Raw genomic sequence first — 24,907 nt, forward strand, 5'->3', positions numbered from 1 at the left:
CAATCTCGCCTCACGTCGCGTCGGCGAGCACGGCCCCGCCGGTCTGCTGGACGACGTAGAAGACGATGATCGACGCGGTGACGAGCGGCTCGGCAAAAGGTAACGAGACCAGCAACGCGATTCCGAGGTTCTTGAGATTGGTGGTAAAACACAGCGCGAACCCCCGCTCTCGACCGATACCGAACGCGCGCTGACACACCACGGTGAGCGCCGTACCGACAACCAAAAGGAGGACAGCGACGCCGACAACCGCGAACAGCGCCGCCGAGTCGATACCGGAGAGTCCGACACCGGCGACCGCCGTGTAGATCAGGAGGAGTATCGCGAGCGTCGAGGTTCGCTCTATCGTCTCGGCCGACAGCGTGTCGGTCGGAACGACAACGGTGAGCAGCACTCCCCCACCGACGATCACCGCGAGATCGACGAGGATGGACGCGGTGGGGACGGTGATCCGCGAGCCGACGAGTCGGGTGAGAACGAGGGGAGTCGCCGCGGGCGCAACGAGGAGGGATGCGATTGAGGTGATCGTCGCTAGCTGTACGTCGCCGCGTGCGAGCCGTGTCCAAATTATCGCGCTCCCCGCGGTCGTCGGGACCGAAAGCGCGATCGCGAAGCCGAGCACAGCCGCGTCCGAGAGCACGGCTTCGACGAGATGCATGCCCGCGACTGGCAACACGACGTACGAGAGGCAAAGCGAGAGCGCGACGACTGCGGTGTACGACGAGTAATCGATCGCCGCGAACCGGACGCCGCGGAGCGACGTGAACACGAGGAAGATGACGAGCGGCGTGATGAGCGGGTCCAGATACGGTGACAACTGCGGCGCGAGCACGCCGACGCCGGCGGCTCCGAGCACGAGGAGCACGTTCGAGAACCGCGCGAGTGCGTTCCGGATCATTGCGTGGAAGTCCAGTCTCACTCACTCTGACGGGACGCGGAATATATCTGCTGGCTCGCCGCCGACCGCCGGCCGCCGCGAGCGACGGTCGATGATACCCGCCGACCGACTGCGACGATGAAAATAAATTACAGGCGGACGCGGTCGGCGCGCCGGTGAGCGCCGCTCGCGGCGCGAACCGCCCGCGAGGGAAGCCGTGAGCGATGTGGGCGACCGTCGAGAGCCCCGAGCGAACGGCGAGGTTGGGGAGGGTGAGGCTGCGGTGCTGTGCGGGGCGGGACCCGAAGAAGAAGCCGAGAGGCCGGAGATTTGGCGGGCGACACCGCGTCAGCGACGAGATCAATATGTCCACTCCAACGCGACTACCATTTATAAGCAAACGCGACGGGACGGCGAACAGTTATAAACGGAACACGGCTCACGGCAGAACTCAGGTATCGAACGTCCCCAAACGCCGCTCGCGTCGACCGCCTACTCCGTGGCCGTCGCTTCGAACTTCTCGCGCACTTTCTCCATCTTCGGCTTCGCGTGGAAGGTGCAGTAGGCGTCGTCGGGGTTCTTCGCGAAGTAGTCCTGATGGTGTTCCTCGGCGCGGTAGAACGTCTCTAGCGGTTCGATCTCGGTGACGACATCGTCGTCGTATGCTGAATTAAGCGCGTCGACGTACGACTCGGCGACCTCCCGCTGCGTCTCGTCGTGATAGAGGACGATCGACCGGTACTGACTCCCCACGTCCGGCCCCTGTCGATTGAGTTGGGTCGGATCGTGGATCTCGAAGAACGCCTCCAGCACGTCCTCGTAGGCGATCACCGTCGGATCGAATTCCACCTGCACGACCTCGGCGTGGCCGGTGTTCCCCGAGCAGACGGCCTTATACGTGGGATCGTCGGCATTGCCGCCGGCGTATCCGGAGGTGACTGACTCGACGCCGGTGAGCTGTTCGAGCGCCGCCTCTGTACACCAGAAGCACCCACCGCCGAGCGTCGCCGTCTCGCGTGTCTCAGACATACTCGGAAGGAGGACACGGAGACGTATCAATCGTGTGCGTCAGAAAGTAGCGAGAGGACGACACGTATCGGTCGCGACCGACCTACTGCACGTCGTAGACGACGTTGACCGACACCTGCACGCTCACGTCACCGGTCTCGATGCCGGTCGACGCGTCGCCGGCGTCACCGCCGTCAAGCGCTGCGGTCTCGGCAACCCGGTACGGCGACACGCCGGACCCGCCGGTCGAGACGGCGTGGACACCCTCGATCGTCAGGTCGCTGGCGTTCGCGAGCACGTCGGCGTCGGCCCGGGCGTTCGTCATCGCGTTCTGGAGCGCCTCCTCGCGTACCGCTGCCTCGCGCTCCTCGCTCAGGCCGAACTGGATCTGTTGGACCTCGTCAGCACCGGAGCCGATCGCGACATCGATGACCTCGCCGACGGCGTCAACGTTGTCGAGTTCGATCTCGTACTGGTGGACGCCCTCGAACTGCGTGCGATTGGGATTCTCGCGCGACGCGTACGTCTCGCTTACGTCGTAGCGGACGGTCTGAATGGCGTCCTCGGAGAGTCCCCACTCCGTCAGTCCGGCGCGCAGCGAGTCTTCGTCGGCCGCGAGGTCGTCACGGACCGACTGTGCGTCCGATCCCGACGCGGTGACTGCCACCCGGATCGTCGCGCGGTCGGGGCTTGCCGTGGCTTCACCGTTCGCGGCCACGTCGATGCTCTCGTCGAGCGTCGCTTGGTCGCCGGTACCGCTGCCGGCCCCACCGGTCGAGCCCGCGAGTCCAGAACAGCCTGCCAGCGCGACGAGCAGCGTCACGCCGACGATCACTGTGAGTCGTCTGTCCATACGAGGCGATACGACACTCGTCTCCAAGAAGCCGCCGGTGACACAAAGAGCCGTTTGCGCTATCGATCGTCGCGGCCGCTATCGTCTGTTTCGGACGCGTCGTTCGCGTCGCCGTTGCTGTTGTCGGTCTCTGAGCCGATATCCTCGTCGTCATCATCTGCAACCTCGTCTGCGTCGTTCCTGTCCACATCGGCTGCGTCGGCCCGGTCCGAATCGTCTGTGTCATCCTCGTCTGCATCGTCGTGATCGGTGACGACCGCCGGCTCGATCGGTCCGTCGTCGTCTCTGTCCGTATCGTCGTCTCTGTCCGTATCGTCGTCTCTGTCCGTATCGTCGTCTCCATCCGCATCGTCGTCTCCATCCGCATCGTCGTCATCGTCGTGATCGGTGACGACCGCCGGCTCCGGGGATCGATCGGACTCGGTGTCCTGATTGAGCTCCTCGTCGAGAACGACCGTCTCGTCGTCGCCGGGCGTCTCCCGATGGGTTGATTCGGCGCGCGTGCTCCTCGCGTCACCCGTCTCGTCGCTTTTGTCGACCTCGGCTCCGCGGGTATCCGTCGAGTCGCCGAGTGAGTTGTCGTCCATATCCACGAGATCGGCACCGCTCGACTGCTCTGGGTCGCGTTCGACACCGTCGAGGACGGGGGTCGAATCCCGTCGACCGGAGCCGAACAGCCGCTCGCGGAGCGAGCGCCTGCTCGGGCGCTCGGCGAGCAGCAGCGAGCAGTCGACATCGTTTGTGATGTCGATGTGCAGGGAGTTCGAGACGAGCCGCGAGAGCATTCCCTTCTCCGTCGCGCCGAGGATGACGAGCGTATTATCGGTCGCCTCTCGGACGATCGCTTCCTCCACGTCGCCGCTGTCGTCGACGACCTGCTCTGCGTCAGCCAGTCCGTTCTCTCTCGCCCACGCCGCGAGGAACCCCTCACCATCCTCGCGATTCTCGGGGGCGTCGACGACGTGTAACAGCCGCACCGTCGAACCGGCCGTCCGCGAGAGGACGCTCGCGACCTCCGCACCGAGCGTCGAGTCGGGGCCGCCGGAAGTGGGGAGAAGGATCCGCGACGTGTCGAGTTCGTGGTCGTTCAAGATGAGGAAGTCACAGGGGAGCTGGTTCGTCAGCTCGTCGATCGGGCGCTCCGCGCGGGCGGCGCTCCACAGCTGGTCGTCGCCCCAGCCCAGCAACACGGCGTCGGGGCGCGTGCGGCGAGCCATGTTGAACACCTCCTCGAAGGACCGATGCGTGACGACCGTGGAGGTGGAAACGTCGATGTCGTACGACTCGGCAGTCGCTTTGAGCCCCTCCATTCCCTCTTCTGAGACATCAGCGATCCGACCGGCACCCGCAGACAGCGACATCCGCTCCGGGGCCTGCACGACGTGAACGATGTGGACGAGCCCGTCCTCGCGGTCGCTCGCGAGTCGACTCGCGAGTTCGACGATCTGCCCGTCGGTGCGCGGGTTCGTGATCGGCACCATGATCCGGTGGCCCTCGTTGGCGAACAGCGTCGCCTCCGTGGCGTCTAAGATCGGGACGTACGAGCGACCAGCCGCCCGGCCGAGCGCCCACTCGGGCACCGTGAGCCGACGAGTCATCCCTTCGAAGCGCGCCTCCTCTAAGCGCTCCTCGCTCGTCTGGAAGTAGTTCACCAGCGTGACCAAGACGACACCACCGATCGTGTTTCCGAGTAGCACGGGAAGGATGAAATCGACGAGTCCGCCGTACAGGCTCACATCACCTGCGTACAGGCCGAGATCCGCCGCGAACAGTAGGTACAGCACTTCGGTGAAGGAGACGACGACGTGATACAGGTCACCGAGCGGGATCGCGAGGAACGCGAGGTAGACGACGAGCAGCCGGGTGACGGAGTTCGTCGAGGCGAACCCGACCCAGACGACGCCGGCGACGATCAGCCCCGCCATCGCGGCCTTGAAGAAGAGCGGCCAGAAGCCGACATCGAACCCACCGCTGGAGATGTAGATCGCGGAGTCGATCGTCTCGCCGGTGAAGACCCCGCCGTACGAGAGCACGATCGCGCCGAACGCGCCGCCGGTGAAGTTGCCGGCGAGGACGATAGTCCAGTGCCGGAGGAGGGTGGGGAGACTCGCGAGTCTCTCCAAGGTCAGCGCCACCGGCGGAAGCGTGTTCTCGGTGTACAGTTGGTAGCCGCCGATGATGATGTAGATGAATCCGAGCGGGTAGAGGAGCACGCTCAGGATGGGATGAGAGTCGGTCGCGGCCGACAGCGACGCGTACAGCATGAACGTGATCGTGATCGCGAGCCCCGCGGCGAGCCCGCTGAAGAAGAGTTCTCGGCTCCCCGAAGTCACCTCCTCGTCGGCGGCGGCGATGATCCGCTGGAACACCTCGTCCGACGAGAACCGGTCCCGGACGGCCTCGCCGACCGCCGGCGCGCCGCTGCGGGAGCGCTCGACGACTTCGCGCATCGAATCGTCGTCGGGTCGCGTTGAATCGGTCACTGTCGGATCACTGGAGCCGCGATAAAAAGTAGTTCCTCTTTCGGCAGACACTCCGAAACTATCCGTTCACACACTTCTCTTCCGGATATGAGCATCTTGTACACGAATACACAATTCGTGCGCGTTCGTCTTGTTGACCTGCTGTGGGCGGTGTCAGACCTGTCAGGCCCGCGCGACCGTCACGAAGCGGACTTCGACGCTGACCTCGTCGCCGATCGTTGTCTCGATCCGGTCGTCGAGTGCGGACGCCACGCCGTCGATCGTCCCACCCGGCGGCGCGCCGACCGTGACGGTCACGCGTTCGGTGTCGAGCGGCGGGATCGTTCCGCCCCGCTCGACATCCAGTTCGAGCAGCTCTAGCCCGGAGTCAAGCGTCGCCAGTTCGTCGCCGGTCGCGGACCGGATATCGGCCTCGGTCGTCGACGCTACGTACGACTCGTAGGTGACGCCGCCGAGAAACACCGAGAGGATCGCGATGGCGGCGACGAGTACGGCGACGCGCTTGAGGAACGCCGCGCGAGCGTTGTCCTCGCGGAACCAGCGCTGGGGACGGTATCCCTCGTACCAGAGCACGACGAGTGCGGAGAGGTTGATAGAGAGCACGTTGACAGCGACGATCACGCCGGCTCCGACCACGAGTCGCGGGATCTGAAAGGCGATGCCGATGCCGACCGCGGCCGCGGGCGGGATCAACGCGACAGCGATCATGACGCCGACAAGGGTCGCCGAGACGCCGGTCATGAGCGAGACGATGCCGGCGATACCGGCACCGATCGCCACGACAAGCACGAGGACGTTGGGTGCGAGCCGCTCCGCCACCTCCGCGAGTTCGAGCGGGTCGAGCCCCGGCGGAACGAGGGCGAGCGACCGCACGGCGTAGGCGAAAAGCGTCGCCGCCGCGATCGCCACGACGACGCCGAGCACCTGCATCCGCACGCCACGCCGAAAGGTGTCCTCGTCGTCGACAACGGTGCCGACCGCGGCCGACATCGCGGGGCCGATGAGCGGGGCGATCACCATCGATCCGACGACGGTCGCCGGCGAGTCGAGCAGGAGTCCGGCAGTCGCGATGACTGCCGATATCACCGTCATCAGCACGTACGTTCCGAGCCCGGAGGCGAGGTCGTCCGCCTTGGCCTGCAGCTCCTCGCGGGAGATGCGATCGCCGCCGTGTTCCGATTCCTCGGCGTACTCTTCCTCTAGGGCCTCAAACCGTCGCGATATCACGGTCTCGGCGGCGACGATCACGGTGTAGGTACTCTCATCGATCCCCGCCTCCCGGAGCCGTTCGAGAACGGGCTCGACGGCGGCGGTCGGCAGGGGAAACGTCGCGACCGCGGTGTACTCGCGTCCGCTGGTCTCGTCGGTGACGACGTAGTCGACCCCTTCGTCGTCGAGCGCGCGCACGACGGCCGCACGCTTCCCCGCCGGAATCATGACCTGAACGAGTCGCACGGTCGGTAGTCTCTCCCGCGAAGTATATAAACAGGCGGTGAGCGCCGGGGCGGATCCGGTGGCGACGTTTCGGGATATCCCGCGCGAAACGGAACTTTAATGCGCGAATCCCTCACACCTTCGGACAAGAATGCTCTCGCCGCTGGCTATCGACACGTTCCTGCTCGATTACCATCTCGGGCACGTCATACTGCTCGGGTTCATCGTCTCGCTTCTGGGAGCCGCGCCCCTGAAGTCGCAGAAGGTGTTCGCGTCTGTCTTCGCCGGCTTCGGGCTGATCTTCATGGTCGCCCCGTTCACGACGATGCCGAAAGTGTACGTTCTCGCCGGAATCCCGCTGATCCTCGTTGGCGCGCTGTTGTGGACGATGAGCGGCCGGTAACCGAGCGGTGAACTGACGCGCGCCGGACTCGCGTCCCGCTGGTCGATCGTCTCGCCGGTCGATCCCGCTCCTTTTTGCACCCCGAGCGAAACTGGCCGCCATGGTTACGGTACGAGCACCCGCCACGAGCGCGAACCTCGGCAGCGGGTTCGACGTGTTCGGGGCGGCGCTCACGCGCCCGGCCGACGTCGTCACCGTCGAGAAGGCGGCCGAGACGACGATAGAGGTCACGGGCGTCGGCGCGCAGTACATCCCAGAGGACCCCGAGAAGAACACCGTCGGCGCGGTCGTCGAGGCACTCGACGCCCCGGCGCACATCCACATCGACAAGGGTGTTCGGCCGGCATCCGGACTCGGCTCGTCTGCCGCCAGCGCTGCCGGCGCGGCCGTCGCGCTCAACCGGCTGTACGACCGCGGGCTCTCTCGATCGGAGCTCGTGCCGATCGCCGCCGAGGGCGAGGCGGTCGTCTCCGGCGTCGCGCACTCGGACAACGTCGCCCCCTCGATCCTCGGCGGGTTCACGGTGACGACGCGAGAGAGAACTCACGCGGTCGACGCCGCGGTCCCGCTCGTCGTCTGTCTTCCGGATGTCGCAGTCTCGACGCGGGACGCGCGTCGCGTCGTCCCCGAGACCGCCTCGATGGACGACCTTGTCGAGACCGTCGGCAACGCGGCCACGCTCGCCGTCGGGATGTGTCGGTCGGACCCCGACCTCGTCGGTGCCGGAATGAGCGACCCCGTCGTCACGCCCGAGCGCGCGCGCCTGATCACGGGCTACGACGACGTGCGGGCCGCCGCCTTCGACTCCGGGGCCGCGGGCGTCACGGTGAGCGGTGCCGGTCCCGCGATTCTCGCTGTCTGCCGGGACGGCGCTCGCCGCAGCGTCGCCGCCGCGATGCTCGATGCCTTCGCAGACGCCGGCATCGACGCCCGTGCCTATCAGACACGGATCGGGCGCGGGTCGATCGTGCTCAACGAGTAGCTCGGTGGGTGTCGAGCCGGGCGGTCTGTCGTTTCTGACCGCGCCGTCGACGCCGACCTACCGATCGATGCTGGCCGCGCCGTCGACGACACCTGCGATATCGTCGGGATCGATCACGGCGATGTCGCCGCCGACCGTGCGTTTCAGCGCGGCGGCCGCGGCGGCCCACTCCAGCGCCTCGGCGACGCTTCCGCCGTGAATTTGCTTCGCGAGGTAACCGGCCACGAACGCGTCGCCGGTGCCGATCGCGTCGAAGGTGTCTGCGTCGAAGACGCCCTGTTCGTGTACCTCGCCGTCGCACAGCGCGACTGCTCCCTCCGTGCCACGGGTGACGACAACGGTCTCGAAGTCGAAGTCGGCGGCGAGCCCGTTGGCGATGGTGACGGCATCGCCCTCACGGCCCAACACCCGCCGGGCATCTCTGCGCGGGACGAACAGCGTGTCCACGTGGTCGAACAGATCCTCGTAGGCGGCGCGGGCGGTCTCGGGGTCCCAGAGCTTCGCCCGGTAGTTCAGGTCGAAGCTCCGAGTCGCGCCGGCCTCGCCGGCCGCGCGGAGCAGGGCGGCCGTCGTCGCCGCGGCTCGCTCGGAGAGGGCTGGCGTGATCCCCGTCGTGTGGAACCGCGAGGCCGACTCCAGCGCGCCGGTGGGTAGCTCCTCGGCCTCGACGGTCGTGATCGCGGCGTCGGCGCGGTCGTACACGACGTTCGTCCCGCGTGGGTCGCCGCCGTGTTCGAGGTAGTAGGTCCCGACGCGACTCGCGTCGGGGTCGGCCCATGCCACGCCGGTGCGGACGCCGTGGCTCCGCAACTCCGAGACAACTCGTCGACCGAGCGGCGAGTCCGGGAGCTTCGAGAGCCAGACCGCGTCGGCACCGAGGCGCGCCGCGCCGGCGGCGACGTTGCTCTCCGCGCCGCCGGCCTGCACGTCGAACGTCTCGGTCGTCTCCAGCCGCTCGCCGCGCGGCGGCGAGAGCCGGAGCATCGTCTCGCCGAACGTCACCAGATCGGTCACGCCGACCACCCGATTTGCGGGGTCGCTGCGGTGTGCATACGGCACCGTCCGCGGGCGAGTACAAAAGTGGCAGCGATCGGACGAAGAGGGGGAATCGATCGCTCAAAGCGGAAGCGATCAACGCGTCGGACGCGTCGGATCCGGATGCGTTTTTGTTCGCGGAGTCCCACATATCGGTATGTCCTACCAACCCGGGGTCTGTAACATCGGACCGGCACAACAGCGGCGGCGGCTCCTGCTCGGGGTCGGGTCGCTCGTCGCCGCCGTCGCCCTCGTCGGTGCCACGCTCGCGCTGTCGTGGCCCCGGTGGGTGCTGCTCGCGTCCGTGTTCCCCCTCTATGGGGCCGCGCTCGGTATCATCCAGTACCGCGAGCGGTTCTGCATCGGCTTCGCCGGCATCGGCGTCTTCGACGTGGGCGACGGAACGAATGAGGTGGCCGACGAGGCCGCACTCGCGGCCGATCGGAAGAAGGCGGTTACGCTGAACCTGAAGGCGATCGCGATTGCGGCTCCGACCACCGCCGCGGTGTACGGCCTCTCAGTCGTCGTGTAACGGAATAGATCACACGAACGTGCATATAGAAAAGCATTCAAACACCCTCGGTGACCACGTAAGTGAATGAGTCTGTCCGAGCCGGACCACGAGCTCGTCGTCGCGGAGCTGGGCCGGGAGCCGACGGCGGCCGAGGCCGCGCTGTTCGAGAACCTCTGGAGCGAGCACTGCGCGTACCGCTCCTCGCGCCCGCTGCTGTCGGCGTTCGACAGCGAGGGCGATCAGGTCGTCGTCGGCCCCGGCGACGACGCCGCCGTCCTCGCCCTCCCGGAGCCGGACGCCGCGGACGCGCCCGCGCCGGAGCGCGACCCCGACGACTACGGCGACCAGTACGTCACCTTCGGCGTCGAGAGCCACAACCACCCCTCCTTCGTCGACCCGTTCGACGGGGCCGCCACCGGCGTCGGCGGCATCGTCCGCGACACGATGAGCATGGGCGCGTATCCGATCGCCCTGCTCGACTCGCTGTACTTCGGTGACTTCGACCGCGAGCAGTCGCGGTACCTCTTCGAGGGCGTCGTCGAGGGGATCTCCCACTACGGCAACTGCATCGGCGTCCCCACCGTGGGCGGCAGCGTCGCGTTCCACGGCGGCTACGAGGGGAACCCCCTCGTCAACGTCGCCTGCGTCGGGCTGACGAACGAGGACCGGCTCGTCACGGCCACGGCCAAAGAGCCGGGCAACAAGCTCGTCCTCGTCGGCAACGGCACCGGCCGCGACGGCCTCGGCGGCGCGTCGTTCGCCTCCGAGGACCTCGCGGAAGACGCCGAAACGGAGGATCGACCGGCGGTGCAGGTCGGCGATCCCTACGCCGAAAAGCGACTGATCGAGTGCAACGAGGCGCTCGTCGACGAGGATCTGGTCCTGTCCGCTCGCGACCTCGGCGCGGCCGGCCTCGGCGGCGCGTCGTCCGAACTCGTCGCGAAGGGCGGGCTCGGCGCGCGGATCGACCTTGACCGAGTCCATCAGCGCGAGCCGAACATGAACGCGATGGAGATCCTGCTCGCCGAGAGCCAAGAGCGAATGTGCTACGAGGTCGCCCCCGCCGATGTCGAGCGTGTGGCGGCGTTGGCAGCGCGGTTCGACCTCGGCTGTTCCGTCATCGGCGAGGTGACCGACGGAAACTACGTCTGCGAGTTCGCGGGCGGACGGGGCGAGGACGACGGCGGCGACGATGGCGATTCGGAGGTCGTCGTCGACGTCGACGCCGAGTACCTCGCCGACGGCGCTCCGATGAACGACCTCGCGAGCGAGGCCCCTATTCAGCCCGAGCGCGACCTCCCGGACCCGGATCCCGCGCTCGACGAGGCGGTCGAGGCGGTCGTGTCCGCGCCCACGACCGCGAGCAAGCGGTGGGTGTACCGCCAGTACGACCACGAGGTCGGCACGCGAACGGCACTCAAACCCGGCGACGACGCCTCGATCATGGCGATCCGCGAGGCGGCGAACGACGGGGCCAGCGCGGGTAACGACGCGGGCGTCGGCCTCGCGCTCTCCTCGGGGGCGAACCCGAAGTGGACCGAAGCGGCCCCATACGAGGGTGCCCGCGCAGTCGCCCTCGAAAACGCGGCGAACCTCGCCGCGAAGGGCGCGGTCCCGCTCGCCGCGGTCGACTGCCTCAACGGCGGCAACCCGGAGAAACCGGACGTTTACGGTGGTTTCAAGGGTATCGTCGACGGACTCGCGGACGCCTGCGCCGACCTCGGCACGCCGGTCGTCGGCGGGAACGTCTCGCTGTACAACGACAGCGTCGAAGGGCCGATCCCGCCGACGCCGACCCTCGCGCTGATCGGCACCAAGCGAGGGTACGACGCGCCGCCCGCGGCGCTCGACGCGGACCGCGAAGATGACTCCGAACTGCTGTTGGTCGGCGCGGGCGGAGACGCGCTCGGCGGCTCTGAGTACCTCGCGCAGGTCGGAGGATCGGACCGGTTCCCATCGCTGCCGGCAGGAACAGGCGACGATTCCGGCGGTCGCGGCGATGACGACGGTCGTGACGACGCCGACGGACTCGGCGACCTCGTCGCGTCGCTCGCGGCGGTCGCGCGGCACGAGGCGACGCTCGCGGCCCACGACGTGAGCGACGGCGGGCTCGCGGTCGCGCTCGCCGAGATGGTGACCGACGACGCGGGTGCCGACGTGAGTCTCCCGGATCGGGTCGCGGCCTTCGAGGAGACGCCCGGCCGGCTCGTCGTCCAGACGACCGATTCCGACGCCGTGGCCGACCTCGCGGGCGATATTCCGGTCCTCCGGCTCGGCGAGGTGACGGGGGACGGGACGCTGTCACTCGCCGTCGGCGAGGGGTCAGTCACGCTCGACGCCGACGCGATCCGCGACCATCGGGGCGTCATCGGGCGCGAACTCGCCTGATCCAGCCTCCGGCCACGGAGCGAATCTCCCCGAGCGCGGCGATACCTTTTCGTGCGATTTCGACGAGAGAGACCGAGCGATATGTTTTTAGGGCTTCCTAAAATACGTAGCGACACTCACGGGACACCGGTCGCTCCGGTGCCCGCTCCATCGATGGCTCAAACGCAATCAGTCGGAACGACACAGTCGGACGGGGAACGCGAGGAGGCGAGCGGGTCGTCCGACGCGGCGCGGCCGGCAGCCGGAGCGTCGTCCGATCCGGTGTTGTCGCTGTCGAACGTGCGCAAGAATTTCGGTCCGGAGACCGCCGTCGACGGCGTTTCGCTCGACGTTCGACCCGGCGAACTACTCACCTTCCTCGGACCCTCCGGCTGCGGCAAGACGACGACGCTCCGAACGATCGCGGGACTAGAGGAGCCGACCGACGGCCGTGTCGACCTCGGCGGCGAGACGGTCGCCGGCGACGGCGCGCTCGTGCCGCCCGAAGAGCGCGACGTCGGCATCGTTTTCCAGAACTTCGCGCTGTTCCCACACCTCACCGTTCGTGAGAACATCGCGTTCGGGCTGGAGGACGCGGACGCGGCGGCGACCGAGGCGCGCGTCGACGAACTGCTCGAACTCGTCGAGATGATCGATCACGGCGAGAAGACGCCGGACCAGCTCTCCGGCGGGCAAAAACAGCGCGTCGCGCTCGCTCGATCGCTCGCGCCCGAGCCCGAGGTCCTCCTCTTGGACGAGCCGTTCTCGAACCTCGACGTGCGGCTGCGCGTGGAGATGCGCGAGGAGGTCCGTCAGATCCTGAAGAAGGCCGGCGTCACCGCCGTGAGCGTCACCCACGACCAAGAGGAGGCGCTATCCATCTCCGACCGGGTCGCGGTCATGAACGACGGGCAGATCGAACAGGTCGGCCGTCCCGAGGAGGTCTTCGAGCGCCCCGAGTCGAAGTTCGTCGCCTCCTTCCTCGGTCGGGCGTCGTTCCTGCAGGGTCACCTCCGCGACGGAAACGTCGAGACGGAGATCGGTCGGTTCGACGCCGTCACCCTAGAGGGGTACGACACCGTCTACGACGGCGCGCCGGTCGACGTGCTCGTCCGGCCGGACGACCTCCGGGCGACCCCCGCGAGCGCCGAGATGGCCGACGGGGTCATCGTCTCCAGACAGTACGTCGGCCCCTCGTTCGTCTATCGCGTCGAACTCGACTCGGGCGACGCGGTCCACTGCCTGCACAACCACGTCGAGGAGTTCGACCTCGACGAGCCCGTCACGATCGACCTTTCGGCCGATCACCCGCTCGCGTGGTACCCGCGGTAGACGACGGCGAGAAAGCGAGAAAGCGAGAAGGCGAGAAGGCGAGAAGGCGAGAAGGCGAAAACCGCGGTCGCTGTGGGAGTTCGGCTCAGTTCTCCGGGAGAAACGGCGCGGCTCAGAACGTGAACAGGAAGGGGAGCACGTACGCGATCAGCAGGCCGACGAGGGTGACGGCCGCGCCGATGCCGACCTCACGGCTGCCGAACGATTGCATCGGAGCTGTCACGCGCTTGTCCGGGTCGGGCTCGGAGTGATCGTCCATAGTCTCGGGTCAGAACGGCGGACACATAAACGCATCTGAACGCGAGCGCAGCCGGAGACGACACATCACCACCGAACTCCCTGCCGGATCCCTCACCGGGTCTCCCACCGATCGCAGCACTGTCGTCCGCCACGGGAACAATTTAGTTGGTTCGACTAGAATTCAGTTTTACTGATGAATTTTCTCGTCGGTGACGCCGAGTCGGTGCTCGTCGCAGGGCCGGTACTGTCGGGTCGTCGGCGGGTGGTCCACCGGACGCTCTGCGAGCGGTCGGAGCGGTCGGAGCGGTCGGAGCGGCCGATCCTGATCTCGACGCGACAGCCAGCTGCGGGCGCGCGGTCAGAACATCGGCGGCTGGCGGTTCCGGCGGCTGCGACGGACGTGGACGCCGACGTGAGCGGAACAGAGTGCGGCGACGGTGGGGCCGTTGAGCCGGTCGTCGTCGACTGCGTGACGAGCGCGCTCGGGAGGTCGCCGACGGACGACGCCGAGACGAGGTACGCGCAACACCCGAGCAACCTCACCTCCATCGGCACGAAGTTCACGGAGTGCCTGGAGGCGCACGGAGACGGATCGGTGGCGGTCGGCGTCGACACGATCTCGCCGCTGCTCGCGTACGCCGACGCCGCCAGCGTGTTCCGGTTCGTCCACATCCTCGTCCAGAAGGCCACGGCCGCGGACCACCCCGTCGTCGTCGGCATCGACACGGGCGCACACGACGACCAGACCGTCGAGCAGTTCGTTCCCATCTTCGAGCAAGTGGTCGAGACGCGCCACACGGACGAGCAACGCGAGGGTCGGGTCCGATATCCGAGCCCGAGCGAGTGGCGGCCGTTGTGAGGCGATCGCCGCACCGGCCGAGAAAGGGGCAGCGAACGATCACGAGGGCGGCCGCGAACCGCCTGTGTGATCACCGCGCGCGAGCGACGGGGCGGCGAGCGATCACCGGGCGACGACGATCGTTCGATATAATGGGATTGTACGGTACGGACTGTCACGCGTTCGTCTGACGTACTTCCCACCGGATTTACGCGTTTGACCGGCGTTGAACCACGCGCGATCGAGTCGGCGCGACCGCTCGATCCCGACGAGTGTCGCCGCCAGATATATTCCGGTTAATTACACATCAAAATAACATGTAAACACAGCGAAGCGTGTCTGACGCCCGCGATGGCGGGAGAGGAATCGACGCCGGGGATCGCCGTCGCGCAGTCCCGGAAATTCCCCACCTCCGGTAGTTTCATATGAATGTAGCTAACTGATTGTCATTATCGGCGACAGACGGTTCGATCGCGTCGGACATCCGGGGGGATATCCGGTCGCGATCGCGTCGCTGGTAGTTCAACCAACGATGACAGCACGCAACAGGCGGTACGAGACAGGGGTACAGCGACTGCGTTCTCGATCCAACGGGAGTGATCCGCAATGAGTGCGTCGCGTCGGAAGCGCGCGCAAGCGGTGCTGTTTTCGGCGATTATGGTACTGTCCATGGTCGCCGCTGGTGTTGGTGGTTTGGCGGGGAGTGCGGCGGGTGTAAGCATTGACGGCGACACAGTTACAGTCGCGCCAGACGAGAGCATCCAAACTGGCATCGATGAAGCGATCGGAAATGATAGCGTGGATACCGTCCAAATCGAAGGCGATCACACACTCGACAGTTCAATCGTCATCGCTGGTCCTGGTGCTGAGGGGCTCACCATCGAATCGGCTGGTTCCCGTTCAGATACCACAATCAGTTACAGCGCCGATGACGGAACGCCCACATTTGCTATCGACGCTGATGGCGTTACCGTTCGGGATCTCACGATTGAGCGCGGTGGCGAAAGCACTACCGTTGCTCAGGGTGTTCGAGTCGCTGCCTCAAGCGTCGAGGTTAGCGGCAACGTAATTACCAGCACGAACGATACCGATCAGACTGATAACGGTGTCATCGTTACCGATGAAAACTCTAGCGGTGAGTCGGTCGGATCAGATGTCGCAGGCGTAACCGTTCTCGATAACGAAATCAACGGTTTCCCCGTTGGCGTTGCAGCCGCCACTCAGACAGGAGAGAACACCGTTAGTGATCTCACTATCTCTGGAAACGACCTATATTCCAACGGTGTAGGGGTAGGTTTGTCTCAAGTAGCGGGTGCCGCTGACTTTGGGGATCAGATCGACATCGACAGCAATACTTTCGACGGAAATGGGGTTGGAGTATACGTTTTCGGAGAGGATGATTCCGAAGATGATGGATTGACGTTCGACGACGCTCGAACGGATGGAGTCTCTATTACGAACAATGACTTCCTGAATCCGAACTCAGACTTGGCTGTCGACGGCAATGCGTATCACGTCGTCAACAACGGAAACGAGATGAGTGACGACGCAGAAGGGCCAGTTCCTTCGACGTTTGTGGATGAAAACGGCCAATTCGACGGTGCCGTTCAGTACGATGATAACGTCGTCTCCCCGGCGATTCAGCCGGTGTTCGATAACTTCGTCGAGGAACCGGATCCTGACGACACGGAACAACGGACAGTTAGAGTCTTCTCCGGAGTTTACAACGAGCGCGTAACTATCGACACGCCGAACGTCACGCTCGAAGGCCCGAACGCGGGAGAACCCGGAACCAGCGACAATCGAGACGACGAAGCAGTAATCTCGACTGACGACGGTACGACGCAAGCCGTCACCGTCACCGCTCCTAATGTGATCATCGACGGTGTCCAAGTCGACGGTCCTGCACGTACTGGAATCTCGATCGACAACACGAATAATGTCTCTGGTCTCACGGTTGCTAACACGCAGATAACCGATATCGAAAGTACGGCCTCTGACCAGAACTACAACGATGGTCGCGCGATTGCGGCCTACCTTGATGGTGATGGGGAGGCTTCCGACATTGCGATCGAGAATACCCTGATCGACGGCGTTAGCAACACGGAAGGTGGTGACGAACGCGCTCGGGGAATCTCGGTGAACACCCAGGGAACCGATGTTTCGGGACTAGAGATCCGAGACAACGTCATCAGCAATGTTGAAGTATCCGAATCCGTCGGCGATGGTGTTGACTCCGCCAAAGCAGACGGTGTTCAGCTGAATGTTGAACTCGATACAGATGGCGACGATCCCGGAAGTCTGACCGGCGCTGTCGTTGATGGAAATACCATTGAAGGACTCACCGCCGACAAAGCAACCGGCGTTCGTCTCGCCGAAGACGGGGACTTTGATTCTGACGATGGTCCGAGAAACTTCGCAATCACCAACAACACTGTCAATGACGTGACCGGCGACACCGACGAGAATGCAATTGCAGTCGGTGGATACAGCGACCTTGGTGACTACGATATCAGCCAAAACAACCTCTCGGATGGTGCAGTCGAGTACTACGCAGGTGACTCTGCGACGCTCGATGCAACCGAGAACTACTGGGGTAGTGCGGATGGCCCCGATGAGAGTGATTACACTAGTAACGTCGACGTTAATCCGTGGCTTACTAGTGCGGACGGAGAAGCTGACATCGCAGCCACCGTCGGTGACGAAGAATTCTCCAGTATTCAGTCGGCTGTGACCGCTGCAGATGAATACGATACCGTGGAGGTGAACGCAGGAACGTACGATGAGCGAGTTACAATCAATACTCCGAATGTCACTCTTGAAGGGCCTAACGAGGGTGTCTCTGCAAACAGTGATGAGCGGTTGGAAGCAGAAGAAGCGACGATCGAGGGACAAATTAGTGTTAACGCAGATAATGTCACCGTTGACGGAGTAGAGGTCAGTCCAGATACGGAGGCCTTCGATACGTTGCCTGCTGCAGCGATCATCGTGGGTGAGTCAAATGCGACTATTCAGAACAATCGCGTTGGTGATATCGAAATCAACATCACAGATATCGAAGATGTTGATAACGTAAATTCAATTCAAGGAATTCAGATATACAACGCAGATACTGAATTGACTGGAATCACAGTCCATGATAATCTTGTCGAGAATGTGAGCTTCAATGGGAGTTCGCAAGCGACAAGTGGTGAGTGGGGCGTTGATTTTGGCAACCTGTACGGGATTCATGTCCAAGGAGAGATTGGTAACGCTGAGGTCAGAGAAAACACTCTCCGTAACCTGAATTCAGATGGATACGTCCTTGGTATGGCGGTAAGTGGAACAGATAGCAACGATGATGCGAATCCAGAGAATGTCAATATTACGCAGAACACACTAGAAACGTTCAACGCTGAAGGTGCACCAGCGGAAGGTGTTGTAATTAGTAGTGATAGAGTGAACGCAGACTATGAGAGTATTAAAATAAATAGGAACTCACTCGATGTTCCGGTCGATATCGTAAATTACGCGTCCGAGTCTCCTGATGCCCGTCTCAACTACTACGGAGACGATGTCCCTACTGTCACCGGGAATGCAGTCTACGACCCAGTTCTGACGACTGCTCCGAGCGATCTCGATGTGGATTCAGTCGAAGATACAACTGAATACGGCTCAGTTCTCGAAGTCAAGAGTGATGGAGAGGCAGTCGCTGTCGGATTTACCGCTCCGTCAGAGGAACCGGTCAGTGATCTATTCAGCGATGTCGAATTCGAGAGTGGTGCTGCAGCGTATCGGTACGATGTCGACTCCGGATTCGAACTCGTCAGTAATATCGAATCTGCTGACGGTGACTACACCCCGAATGCAGGCGAGGTTATCGTCATCGCAACCGACAGCGCAATCGACGACGAGATCGTCGTTCCGATTGATGTCACAGAGACAGATACCGAAAGTGCAACTGAAGTCGACATCAACAGTGGTTGGAACCTCGTTCCGACCGGTGCCGCCGACGGAGACGCTGACGGGAACCCCGATATCGTTGTCCGAGACGGATCGATCCTTGAGACCACGCAGGAATTACAGGAGCAGCCCGAACAGGTTGGTGCCCCGTATGCTGAGTACGGTGCGTTCGACGGTACCTGGGTCTACGTTGAGCGGACGAGTGGGGACAATAACATCGGGCTCCTCACCGGATACGCAGAGGGACAGTCGGCAGAACAGTACTACCAGGACGTACTGAATCCGAACGACGAAGAGAGCGAAGAATAGACCGATGCACGGACAACGAATCGCAGCGGTGCTCGCCGCAGTCCTGATGGTCACATCCATGGTGGCCGTTTCGGGTTCCGTGGCGGCACAATCAGATCCGACATCGGATCCGGAACCGGTTCCGGCGTCCTACTACGGGACCGTCCAGATCGACGGTGACCCGGCCGGCAGCAGTGCGACCGTTTCCGCGGTCGTCGACGGTGAGGTCGTCGACGAACTCTCGGTCAACGAATCCGGGTGGTACGGCGGCCCGGACCTCGGTCAAGAGAAACTCACAGTCACCGCCGATGACGTCGAGAACGACACCACAGTCGAATTCCGCGTGAACGGCGATCCAGTCACGCGGACCGACCCATCCTCGATCGAGTGGGGGTCCAGTGATGTCCAGCGCGTCGACCTCCGCGCCGGCAGCCTCGACCCGATCTACGAGTTCGACATCGAGGACCTCGACGAGACGGTTCCCCGCGGTGACGACGCCGAGATATCGGTCTCGATCGAGAACACCGGCGATCCGGGCTCGGGCGAACTCACCGTCACCGCCGACGGCGAGGACGAACCCCGCGCGAGCCGACAGCTCGACCTCGACACGAACGAGACCACGACGGAGGTGCTCTCGGTCCCGACGAGCGAGGACGACGGCGAGCAGGTCACCTTCCAAGTGGCGACCGACGAGGAGTCACAGGAGGTCACGGTCGACCTACAAGATCCGTCGAACTTCACCGTCTCGCTCGATCCGGTCGAGCCTGCTGACGGCGATCAGTACGTCCCAAGTGAAGACGACCTCAACGGCACCGTCACGGTCCAGAACGCCGGCGAGGTCACGGACGAACAGAACGTCTCCGTCTCCTTCGGCGACGAGACGCTCGTCGACCGCGCGGTCGAACTCGACGGGGGTAACGACGACACGATCGAGTTCAACCGCACGCTCGACGCGGTCGACGCGGGCGACACGACGCTGACGGCGACCACCGACGACGACATCGCGACGCAGACCGTCTCGGTCCTGCGACCGGGCGAACTCGAAGTCGACGTGATCGAAGCCGAGTCGACGCTCGATCCGGTCGCGAGACAGAATATCTCCATCGTCGCAGAGGTCACGAACGTTGGTGAGACGGAGGTAACCGATCGAACGGTGACTCTCACGAACGTTACCACGGACGCGAGCGACGTTGCATCCGAGGACTTCACTCTGGCTCCCGGCGAGAGTGAGGACTTCGATCCATCCGTCACAACGAGCAAATCCGACGCCGGCAACGAACTCTCCTACGAGATTGATACGGACGATGATTCCGAAACGGTCACTGCCGATATCGGCGAGGTCAGTCCGTTCCTTGACGTGATAATCGACGGGCTGAACGAGTCGTCAGTGAAAGAGCCGGCCGAGGATGAGACGATTCCAGTCCGAGTAGACGCGACCGCCGAGAACCTCGGAACGGAGGATCTAAACGGGAACGTGACGTTCACTGCGAACGGCGAAGAGTTCGAGACAGTTGATGTCAACCTCGGAGATCAAGAAGAGACTTCCATCGATGCGACGTACGACCTCGAACTCGGCGACGCGCCCGAGGTGACGATCGAGGCGACTGCCGAGCGCGACGACGCCGAGGAACCGGACAGCGTCGACGAGACAACGCTGGATGTCACGCCACAGGCCGAGTTCGCGGTGTCGATCAACGAGGCAACCAACGTTAGCGACGATCTGAGTAACGAAGAGTTCACGCCGACAGTTGTCGTGGAGAACGTCGGCGAGCAGCCGGGAAGTGGCTCCGTCGAAGTATTCTTCAACGGTTCTTCGCAGGAGACCTTCGACGTGAGCCCCGGTCCTGGAAGTGACGAGACCGCCGTTCAACCGAATGATGGGTTCTCGATCAACGCCAGCGACTTCGATGAGGGCGAGTACCTCCTCGAAGCGCAAGCCGCGAACGACGCGACCGGCGAGACGACCGCCGACACCGACCGTGTCGCGATCGGCGAGCCCGCAAACTTCGTCGTGAACGACGTGAGCGTTCCGTCGTCTGTCGACCAAGGTGACGCGGTCGATGTCGAAGCGACGATCGAGAACACCGGCGGCGTCGACGCCGAGAAACCGGTGACGTTCGAGTTCGGCGGTACGACGCTGGGAACGACGGATCTGAATCTCTCGGACGGCGAGGTGACGACAGAGACGGTCACCTACACGACGACATCGGCCGACGCCGGAGAGACGATAGAGACGAGCGATGTGTCCGTCTCGACGCCGGACGACGAGGCGACGGAGTCGGTCGATGTCCGCGCGAACGCGGAGTTCGAAGCGGACCTGACTATCGACGAGAGCGCGATCGCGGGTGACACCGTGACCGCGGGAGTCACCGTCACGAACGTCGGCGGCAACGCGAGCAACACCACCGATGTCCGGCTGCTGGCCGACGGGCAGGAGGTCGCCAATACGGCCGGCGTCGAACTCGCGTCAGGTGAGCAGACGACGGAACAGTTCGAACTCTCGCCCGAATCCGCGGGCGAGCTCGCGGTTCAGGGCGTCACCGACGACGATGTCGCCGAGGCGACCGTCGATGTCGGCGAGCCGGGCGAACTCGATCTCTCGGTGCGTTCGGTCACCGATCCGGTGACGGCCGACGAGAACGTCACGGTCACGGTCGCGGCCGAGAACGTCGGCGACGGCGATCTCGAATCGCGACGTGTTCGGTTCTCGATCGACGGGAGCCTCACCAACACGACGACCGTCGATGTCGCGGGCGGCGCGACCGAGACGGTCGAACTGAGTGGCGATCCCGACCTGACTGTTCCCGATGGCGAGAGCAAAACCGTGGCGGTTTCGGTCGTCACGCCCGAGGATCGCGTCGATCGCGACGTGACGGTTCAACCCGTGCCGGACGACGCCTACTTCCGCGTCGACGGACTCGAAGCCAGCGCAGACGAGGTTCTCAACACCTCTGACGCGAACGTGACTGTGAACGCCACCGTGACGAATATCGGAGATCTCGACGGCACACAGAACGTCACCTTCACCGCGGGCGACGCGGTGTCTGAGACGAACGAGGATATCCAACTCAACGGAAACGACGATTCGACCGAGGTCTCCTTCGAGTTCGATATCAGCGAGCTCGACCTCGACGAGGAGGAGTCGACGGACGTGACCTACGAGATCGGAACTGTGAACCAGACGGACGAGGGGACGCTCACCGTCACCGAGCCGGAGCCGGCGACGCCGGAACTCGTCGACGTTGCTGTCGACGAGACCACGACGCAGGAAGAGTCGCTGACCGCGACCGTCACCGTCCGGAACGTCGGTGACCAGCCGCTCGACGGCAACGAGACGGTTACCCTCGACTACGAGGACGGCTCGGTCGCCAACGACTCGGTCGGGCTCAACACCTCCGATTCGATCGCCGAGGGCGGGTCGCTCGAATCCGGCGCGGAGGCCACAGTCGACCTCTCGGTCGCACCGCCAGCCGAGCCGCTCGCGGGGACGTTCGATCGCGAGGTGACAGTCGGCTTCGGTAACGACGAGTTCGCGGACGACACGGTCGCTCGGACGGCGGCCGTCGACTTCGAAGGCGTCGCGAGCGGCGTCGATGCCGCAGAAGCGGACGACACCGCGGACACAGTGACCGTCCGACCGGGCGAATACCAAGCCCGAAACACGATCGAGGTTCCGTCGGGGATTACCGTTGAGGCCGACAGTCCGGTCGACGCGCCGGTGATCCGTCAGCCGAGCCGAGACGACGAAACCGCGATGCAGATCGTTGGCGAAGACGTCACTCTCGACGGCCTGACCTTCGAGGGAGACGGTAACGGCACGGCGGTCGAGGTCGACGCCGACGACGCGACGCTCACGTCGGTTCGAGCGACGAACTGGTCGACCGGTATCGACGAGACCGCAGGCTCGAACGCGTTGACCGGCGTTGAGGTCTCCGACACCGATGTCGGGATCCGACTTGCGGGCGACAACGGAACCGCCGTGGACTTCGCGCGCGTGACCGGCGCGAGCGACACCGGGATCCTCGTCGAGAGCGGCGAGAACGAGATCGCCGGTGCGGAGGTTCTCAGTTCGGCGACCGGGATCGAACTGCTCTCCGCGGGAACCGTGGTCGAGGGCGCGACGGTGCGGAACAGCGCCGACTACGGGATCCGCGTGACGGAGGTTCCCGGTGACGTCCCCGAGGACGCGAACGCGAGTGATATCGACGAGAATCGGAGCGTGACGATCGACGACAGTGTGCTCGAATCCAACAGCGTGAGCGTCTTTTCCGACGACAGCTACGTCGACGCCACCGACAACTGGTGGGGTGGCGGCGCACCCGTCGAGGGATCCGACTGGATCGCACGCAGCGTCGTCGACGACGGCGACCCGCTCGACAGCCGTCCCGCATCGAACTTCGTGGTCGACGACAGCGACCTTCCGGACTCCGTCCTCCGCGATGAGGACTTCACGATCGAACCGACGATCGAGAACGACGGGTCCGGGGCGGACCGACAGCGGATCGAACTCCGCCGCGGTGACGGTACCGTCGTCGACAGTCGGGATCTCGGGCTGAACGCGAGCGAATCGGATACCGTCTCGCTCTCGGACAGCACGGACGTGACCGACGGCGAGGAGGTCGCGCTCACCGTCGCGAGCCTGGACGACACGACGAGCGACGATTCGGTCCCTGTCGACGACCCGGCCTCGTTCGCGCTCGGAACGCCGCAGGCGACGCCTGAGACCGTGCCGCTCGGTGAGGAGCTGTCCGTCGAGGCACCCGTCGATAACACCGGCGACCGCGAAGGTACGGTGACGGCCGAACTGATTGCCTTCGACGGAACGACGACGGTCGATTCGACCGTGGTGGCCGTCGGCGGCACTGAGACGACGAACGGCACGCTGACGTGGACACCAGGAGCGACGAACAGCGGACAGGTCACCGTTAGGCTCACCGACGACGGGACGACGATTGCCCAAGAGTCGGTGTCGGTGACCGTCACCGACGCGGCGCTGTCCGATGTCTCGCTCTCGCTCACGGGAGCGGCCGACGACACGCTCGTCGTCGACGAGTCGGCGACGGTCTCCGTGAGTTCGACCTTCACGGATGGCTCCGGCGGCGACGTGACTGCCGGCGCGACCGTCACGAGCAGTAATGAGACGGTCGCCACGATCAGCGGTGATACGGTCACGGCACAGGCGGCCGGAACGACCACGATCGAGGCTGAGTACGATGCCGGCGATGAGACGGAGAACGACACAGTCAGTCTGACCGTCGAAGCGCCCGAACCGGATAATGAGACAGACGACGAGACGGGCGAGGACCCCGTCAGCTCCGGCGGTGGAGGCGGCGGGGGTGGCGTCTCGTTCGGTGACGATCCCGCGGACTCGCTGGAGTTCGACGCGGTCGAGACCGAGACGGTGACGCCCTCGATCGACTTCGAGACGAACCAGCGCGTCGCGACGCTCGAGTCGGTCTCGAACGTCGAGTCCATCGCGTTCGACTCGACGGATCGGGTCGGCGAAGTCGCGGTCTCGGATGTCGACCCCGACTCGGCGGACGTGAACCCGCCGGGCGGGGCCGTCACGGTGCAGGAGATATCGGTCCCCGACGACCAGACCGACCGGTCGGCGACGATCGCGTTCCGCGTCTCGGCGGACCGACTCGACGCGATCGGAGCCGAGCCGAGCGAACTCACCGCGGTCCGGCTGAACGAGGGGCAGTGGGAGACCCTCGACACGACGGTGGCCGAAGAGACCGCAGACGGCGTGAGGCTCGAAGCCGAGACGCCCGGGTTCTCCGTGTTCGCGGTGAACGCGGTGAGCGAGCCCGACGCGGCCGCGGCCGTCGACCCCGGAACCGTGACCGCCGGCGAGGAGGTCACGCTCGACGGGAGCGACTCGACCGACGAGTACGGCGAGATCGTCGCGTACGACTGGTCGGTCTCCGGCCAGTCACTCTCCGGCGAGACCGCGACCACGACGATCGACGAGACGGGGGAGTACACGGCCGAACTCACCGTCACCAACGACGCCGGCGAGACCGACACCGCGACCGCCGACCTCGTCGTCGAACCCGCCGCGGACGGCGGCGACGGCACGGCTGGCGGTGACGGGACGGACGGTGGCGACGCGATCGACGAGCCCGCGGGGCTCGGGACCACGGCTATCGCGCTGCTCGTGGCCCTCGCGGTCCTCGCGGCCGCGGCGGTCGTCTGGGTCCGCCGCAACGAATAACGCGGCGGACCGCCCGCGGTCCGCTCCGTGCGGGCTGCGGGACGCGGACGACCGAGCGAGCGGTACCGACGGAGGAATCGTCTACGCGAACGAA

The 24,907-nt window shown here is 64.7% G+C and carries 15 protein-coding genes; 8 read left to right on the forward strand and 7 right to left on the reverse strand.

The window, feature by feature from the left end:
• Nucleotides 1-10 precede the first annotated feature (10 nt).
• From NO887_RS00190 to NO887_RS00210, 5 genes are all read right to left on the reverse strand, one after another.
• Entirely contained in the window at nt 11-898 is an 888-nt protein-coding gene (locus tag NO887_RS00190; RefSeq protein WP_256416452.1) for a bile acid:sodium symporter, read from the reverse strand.
• A 471-nt stretch (nt 899-1,369) separates the two neighbouring features.
• Nucleotides 1,370-1,906, reverse strand: coding sequence for a peptide-methionine (S)-S-oxide reductase MsrA (gene msrA / locus NO887_RS00195; protein ID WP_256416453.1), 537 nt, complete (start codon nt 1,904-1,906; stop codon nt 1,370-1,372).
• Between the two features lie 82 nt (nt 1,907-1,988).
• Complete coding sequence (locus NO887_RS00200) at nt 1,989-2,738, reverse strand: SIMPL domain-containing protein (RefSeq protein WP_256416458.1); 750 nt, start codon at nt 2,736-2,738, stop codon at nt 1,989-1,991.
• A gap of 59 nt (nt 2,739-2,797) precedes the next feature.
• The gene (locus NO887_RS00205; RefSeq protein ID WP_256416460.1) at nt 2,798-5,221 is read right to left on the reverse strand and encodes a formate/nitrite transporter family protein; all 2,424 of its coding nucleotides are present in this window, start codon (nt 5,219-5,221) and stop codon (nt 2,798-2,800) included.
• Between the two features lie 162 nt (nt 5,222-5,383).
• Nucleotides 5,384-6,658 (reverse strand): TIGR00341 family protein, encoded by a 1,275-nt coding sequence (locus tag NO887_RS00210; protein WP_256417005.1) that lies wholly within the window; start codon nt 6,656-6,658, stop codon nt 5,384-5,386.
• Nucleotides 6,659-6,806: 148 nt separating this feature from the next.
• Here NO887_RS00210 and NO887_RS00215 point away from each other — a divergent pair, with 148 nt between their 5' ends.
• Both NO887_RS00215 and NO887_RS00220 read left to right on the forward strand, forming a co-directional pair.
• Complete coding sequence (locus tag NO887_RS00215) at nt 6,807-7,058, forward strand: DUF8006 family protein (protein ID WP_256416462.1); 252 nt, start codon at nt 6,807-6,809, stop codon at nt 7,056-7,058.
• 100 nt (nt 7,059-7,158) lie between these two features.
• Complete coding sequence (locus NO887_RS00220) at nt 7,159-8,040, forward strand: homoserine kinase (protein WP_256416463.1); 882 nt, start codon at nt 7,159-7,161, stop codon at nt 8,038-8,040.
• Between the two features lie 57 nt (nt 8,041-8,097).
• Here NO887_RS00220 and kdgK1 read toward each other — a convergent pair whose 3' ends face one another.
• A complete protein-coding gene (gene kdgK1, locus NO887_RS00225) occupies nt 8,098-9,063 on the reverse strand; it encodes a bifunctional 2-dehydro-3-deoxygluconokinase/2-dehydro-3-deoxygalactonokinase (RefSeq protein ID WP_321169350.1) in 966 nt (321 codons plus the stop codon).
• A gap of 169 nt (nt 9,064-9,232) precedes the next feature.
• On the opposite strand from kdgK1, the gene NO887_RS00230 reads away from it, so the two are divergent.
• The 3 genes from NO887_RS00230 (at nt 9,233) to NO887_RS00240 (ending at nt 13,288) form a co-directional block, all read left to right on the forward strand.
• Nucleotides 9,233-9,607 carry a hypothetical protein gene (locus NO887_RS00230; RefSeq protein WP_256416465.1) on the forward strand — a complete coding sequence of 125 codons (375 nt, stop codon included), beginning with the start codon at nt 9,233-9,235 and terminating at the stop codon, nt 9,605-9,607.
• A 66-nt stretch (nt 9,608-9,673) separates the two neighbouring features.
• Entirely contained in the window at nt 9,674-11,977 is a 2,304-nt protein-coding gene (gene purL, locus NO887_RS00235; protein WP_256416467.1) for a phosphoribosylformylglycinamidine synthase subunit PurL, read from the forward strand.
• A 153-nt stretch (nt 11,978-12,130) separates the two neighbouring features.
• The gene (locus NO887_RS00240) at nt 12,131-13,288 is read left to right on the forward strand and encodes an ABC transporter ATP-binding protein (protein WP_256416468.1); all 1,158 of its coding nucleotides are present in this window, start codon (nt 12,131-12,133) and stop codon (nt 13,286-13,288) included.
• 112 nt (nt 13,289-13,400) lie between these two features.
• Here the strand turns inward: NO887_RS00240 and NO887_RS00245 are convergent, their stop codons facing one another.
• Entirely contained in the window at nt 13,401-13,547 is a 147-nt protein-coding gene (locus NO887_RS00245) for a DUF7550 family protein (RefSeq protein WP_256416469.1), read from the reverse strand.
• A 174-nt stretch (nt 13,548-13,721) separates the two neighbouring features.
• Here NO887_RS00245 and NO887_RS00250 point away from each other — a divergent pair, with 174 nt between their 5' ends.
• The 3 genes from NO887_RS00250 to NO887_RS00260 all read left to right on the forward strand — a co-directional run bounded on the left by NO887_RS00250 (nt 13,722) and on the right by NO887_RS00260 (nt 24,813).
• Nucleotides 13,722-14,387, forward strand: a complete 666-nt coding sequence (locus NO887_RS00250; protein ID WP_256416470.1) for a DUF7504 family protein — start codon at nt 13,722-13,724, stop codon at nt 14,385-14,387.
• A 672-nt stretch (nt 14,388-15,059) separates the two neighbouring features.
• Complete coding sequence (locus NO887_RS00255; protein ID WP_256416471.1) at nt 15,060-18,617, forward strand: right-handed parallel beta-helix repeat-containing protein; 3,558 nt, start codon at nt 15,060-15,062, stop codon at nt 18,615-18,617.
• Nucleotides 18,618-18,621: 4 nt separating this feature from the next.
• Entirely contained in the window at nt 18,622-24,813 is a 6,192-nt protein-coding gene (locus NO887_RS00260) for a CARDB domain-containing protein (RefSeq protein ID WP_256416472.1), read from the forward strand.
• The last annotated feature ends 94 nt before the right edge of the window (nt 24,814-24,907 follow it).

Source organism: Halorubrum laminariae, assembly GCF_024494655.1.
GTDB lineage: Archaea > Halobacteriota > Halobacteria > Halobacteriales > Haloferacaceae > Halorubrum > Halorubrum laminariae.

Coding starts and splice junctions, on each gene's coding strand:
- NO887_RS00190 (WP_256416452.1), bottom strand. CDS start 898: ATGATCCGGAACGCACTCGCGCGGTTCTCGAACGTGCTCCTCGTGCTC.
- msrA (WP_256416453.1), bottom strand. CDS start 1,906: ATGTCTGAGACACGCGAGACGGCGACGCTCGGCGGTGGGTGCTTCTGG.
- NO887_RS00200 (WP_256416458.1), bottom strand. CDS start 2,738: ATGGACAGACGACTCACAGTGATCGTCGGCGTGACGCTGCTCGTCGCG.
- NO887_RS00210 (WP_256417005.1), bottom strand. CDS start 6,658: ATGATTCCGGCGGGGAAGCGTGCGGCCGTCGTGCGCGCGCTCGACGAC.
- NO887_RS00215 (WP_256416462.1), top strand. CDS start 6,807: ATGCTCTCGCCGCTGGCTATCGACACGTTCCTGCTCGATTACCATCTC.
- NO887_RS00220 (WP_256416463.1), top strand. CDS start 7,159: ATGGTTACGGTACGAGCACCCGCCACGAGCGCGAACCTCGGCAGCGGG.
- NO887_RS00230 (WP_256416465.1), top strand. CDS start 9,233: ATGTCCTACCAACCCGGGGTCTGTAACATCGGACCGGCACAACAGCGG.
- purL (WP_256416467.1), top strand. CDS start 9,674: ATGAGTCTGTCCGAGCCGGACCACGAGCTCGTCGTCGCGGAGCTGGGC.
- NO887_RS00240 (WP_256416468.1), top strand. CDS start 12,131: ATGGCTCAAACGCAATCAGTCGGAACGACACAGTCGGACGGGGAACGC.
- NO887_RS00245 (WP_256416469.1), bottom strand. CDS start 13,547: ATGGACGATCACTCCGAGCCCGACCCGGACAAGCGCGTGACAGCTCCG.
- NO887_RS00250 (WP_256416470.1), top strand. CDS start 13,722: ATGAATTTTCTCGTCGGTGACGCCGAGTCGGTGCTCGTCGCAGGGCCG.
- NO887_RS00260 (WP_256416472.1), top strand. CDS start 18,622: ATGCACGGACAACGAATCGCAGCGGTGCTCGCCGCAGTCCTGATGGTC.